The sequence below is a fragment of the Piscirickettsia litoralis genome, from assembly GCF_001720395.1.
Classification (GTDB): domain Bacteria; phylum Pseudomonadota; class Gammaproteobacteria; order Piscirickettsiales; family Piscirickettsiaceae; genus Piscirickettsia; species Piscirickettsia litoralis.
In genome coordinates this window covers 146,382-149,755 of record NZ_MDTU01000004.1, presented here as the reverse complement: position 1 = coordinate 149,755, position 3,374 = coordinate 146,382, and the positions used below count along the sequence as shown (strand labels likewise).

Sequence of the window (3,374 nt, the reverse complement as noted above, 5' to 3'; positions counted from 1 at the left end):
TGGTGCCGAAGTCTATCATCGTGAATTGAAGCAAACGTGTGGTATTGAGTGTTGTCAGGCTCGCACTGGCCGGGCACAAAGAAATCACATTGGTTTAGCGATTTCAACGTGGATTGATAAATACCTGCGTAAAGTGAATGAAAAAATCAGTTTTTATCAACAAGACTGGGATGTCATTAAAAGTGGTATTAGCCGATCGATGAGAGCAATTTTAACAACTTAGCCTAAAAGTGCGAAACTTGTGTCTATATAATTTTTCTTCATGATTAACATATATACATTGATTCGGCCTTAACTTATCATGATTCTTATTTTGGGCTATATTTGTTATGATGCTAAAAAAATAAAGAGCAGTGTATTTTTCCCATTAATTGTAGTTTCGTCCATTTCCTTTGCCTCAGATCATAGCTTGTGGATAGTGAACAATACAAATCAAGATCTGTACTTGAATAATCTAAAAATTCCAGCTCATTCAACGGCATCAAAGTTAATGCTTAATGCCACCACCGTGAGTGATCTTGGAGTGATTCATACAGCAACCAGTTCGAATGGACCGTCTGTTTATTTTGATCCAGCCGCTTCTAGTTCAGTCGGAACTGATATTTCGCCAATATCAGAGACTGTGGATACGAGAGATAATATGCTAGCTTCTATATTGGGCAATAATGATACATCGGCATCATCAAACCCTCAAGCTTTCGGAAGTACTAATATTCAGATTGTTACGTACAATCCCCCTAACTTTTCTTTCTCAGGAACGGAATTAACTTTAAATGTAAATGGAGGCTCGTATAATCAACCAACTTTAGCATTGAGTTGGCCTACACCAAGTAGTGTGTACTCTTCTGTAGAAAGTAAATCAGCTACTGTTAGTGCAAGTGGATTGGGGGATAGTACTCAATTGCTTGAAAAAGGGCCTGACTCTATGAGTACCACTCCTGGTAGTGTCCAGGGCGAAGTCACTTATCCTCTTGATATTTCTTCTGGTGAGAGTCAAGTCTTTCAATTTAAATGGTGGCTCCACCTCAATCTTGATCAGTTTTTGCCTCTGAAATATTCAAGTTCATCAGTTCCTCCTAATGCTATTTCAGGGGATTATCTATTAGAAATAAACAGTGCTCCAACAAATACATCAGACGTTAAAGACTTCTATATGTTTGGTGATAGTTTAAGTGATAATCATATGCTATATGGTTTAAGCAATGGCAGTATGCCGAGAGGAGATTATTATGATGGAAGGTTCGCTAATGGAGAAAATTGGGTAGATTTACTTTCGATGTTAGATGGTATTCCAATGTATGATTATGCTGTTGCTGATGCGAATATCATGCCTATAGGTTCTCAATCTGATAATTATCATCCCTCTGATGATCTTGTGCAGGAGGACAAATACGGTATTCCTGTAGTTGCTGGCGCAAATGACAACCCGAATATACCTGATTTAATGGAAGAACTAGATGCAGCAAATCCCTCCATGTCTAAGAAAATTTCTGAGGGACAGCAAATTGTTATAGGAGTATTAATGGGTGGGGATGATTTTAAGCACATTTTTGATGAAAATGACTTATCTCCGTCTGACGAGATAACCACCAAAGACGCTGAAGATGCAGCTGACACATTAGTAGATGATTTATCGGCAGAAGTAGCCCAGCTAGAGTCTCTTCCCTCTAGTTCTGGAAAACCTCAACCTATTATTTTTGTGGAAGAAGTTCCCAATTTTCAACTGGCCCCGTTATTTCGCAATACTCCAGCAGCTGAGCTTTTTTCGGAAGTGTTTAATAAAACTGTTGCTTCAAAGCTAAAAAGTAGCCCACTAAATTATGTGCTTGATGACTCAGCAAAATCTGTAATAGATGCACTTAATGCTAATCCAACTATGTATGGAATTAATTCAGATGGCCCTTCTAACGTTAGTGACAACATATTGTGGGGCAATTTGTCCAATGGTAATTTTAATGATTATAATATACTAGGTTTTACTGGCTATACTAAATCGGATGGTGGATCGCCTTGTAATAGACAGTATGATTGTCTGAGTTTAGATATAAATATTGCAGGAGAGTTGGGCTACAACAGAGAGAATGCAGGAAAGACTATGTTTGCGGGTTACATGCATCCTTCAAGCAAGGTATACGCACTCTCTGCAGATGAAGTATTTTATAATTTATCTAGGAATATGACGAGCGATGGGGACACAATAATAGATTCTTCAGCATTTAAAAATGATAAATTACAACAAGATATACTTTCTTATGGTGGAGTGTTAAATAGCGAGGCTATGTCTTCCTCAGATATAATTGATCAACTAAATTGGGCAAGGGAGTCTCGGCCTGATTGGGCTAATGGATATAATTATAATACAAATGCTTTCATGCATAATCTGTAAGAAAAGCTCTTACATGTGGAGTACTACTTTTTATCAACTTATTTTGTAAGATCAGCTGTTTGATATCAGTATGTATTTAGTGTTTTATTTTAGGTTATCAAGGTGATTACACGATGATTAAAGGGTTGAATAAATTAAGTGTTTTGGGTGCTATTTTTATTAGTTGTGCCAGTTACGCTAATACAATAACAACTATTATTAATGATTATTCAGGCCCATTGTACATGTATGATCTTAGTTCTTCTAAGCAGATTCACCCTATAACAAAAATTAACCCCAATGTAAGGTACACACTCACAAGAAGCCCCCATTCTCCTGACACATACTATATTTCAAAAAAGCCTTTAAGCAATGTATCTGATGCTGATTTGGTTCTTGATGTGAATCAAGGTGTTTCATATATAGGTTTGAATGAGTCTGTTGGGGGGTCAGAAACATTGGGTGTACAAAATAATAGCAATATCCCTTTTTCTCTCTCTTGTCCGAGTTATCAAAACAACCATGGCGATGTTAGCAATTCTGTCACTTTGGGAAAAGGGGATGCAGGAAGTGGAGATAATCCTCCGCAGTGCTATACTATTTCAACAGCGGACTCTGATATGATGAGCATAACTTTTGATAATACAACCAGCATTAATTACTATCTTTATGAAAAGGAGTCAGGAAATTTAGTTCTTGCTGGTATCATCAATCCAAATAGCGATAATACGATACTATATCGGCAAGCGTCTACTGGTGGAATTTTTTATCTTTCTGAGGAAGACATACCAACAAACCTTCCCGTAAAAGATGTAAATCTTAAATTTAATTTTTATAAAAGTAGTGATAATAATAAAGAGATACTGGATACCATTATAAACTCTAATTTAAATGTTAGTCTTTCTTGTGCTAACAGTGTGTCTGCTTCCAATTATATAAATGATACCATTGAAATTATTGATGGTTCGTCGTCTAGCCTTCCTATTTGTGATACCACATTGTAGAGGGC

General features: G+C 36.7%; 2 protein-coding genes and 1 pseudogene. All 3 read left to right on the top strand.

Going from position 1 to position 3,374, the window contains the following annotated elements; all coding sequences use genetic code 11:
- Window positions 1-223 (top strand): annotated as a pseudogene (locus BGC07_RS17305) (hypothetical protein); the annotation flags it as partial.
- Window positions 224-301: 78 nt separating this feature from the next.
- Window positions 302-2,386, top strand: a complete 2,085-nt coding sequence (locus tag BGC07_RS17300) for an SGNH/GDSL hydrolase family protein (RefSeq protein ID WP_069314310.1) — start codon at window positions 302-304, stop codon at window positions 2,384-2,386.
- A 113-nt stretch (window positions 2,387-2,499) separates the two neighbouring features.
- Entirely contained in the window at window positions 2,500-3,369 is an 870-nt protein-coding gene (locus BGC07_RS17295; RefSeq protein ID WP_069314309.1) for a hypothetical protein, read from the top strand.
- The last annotated feature ends 5 nt before the right edge of the window (window positions 3,370-3,374 follow it).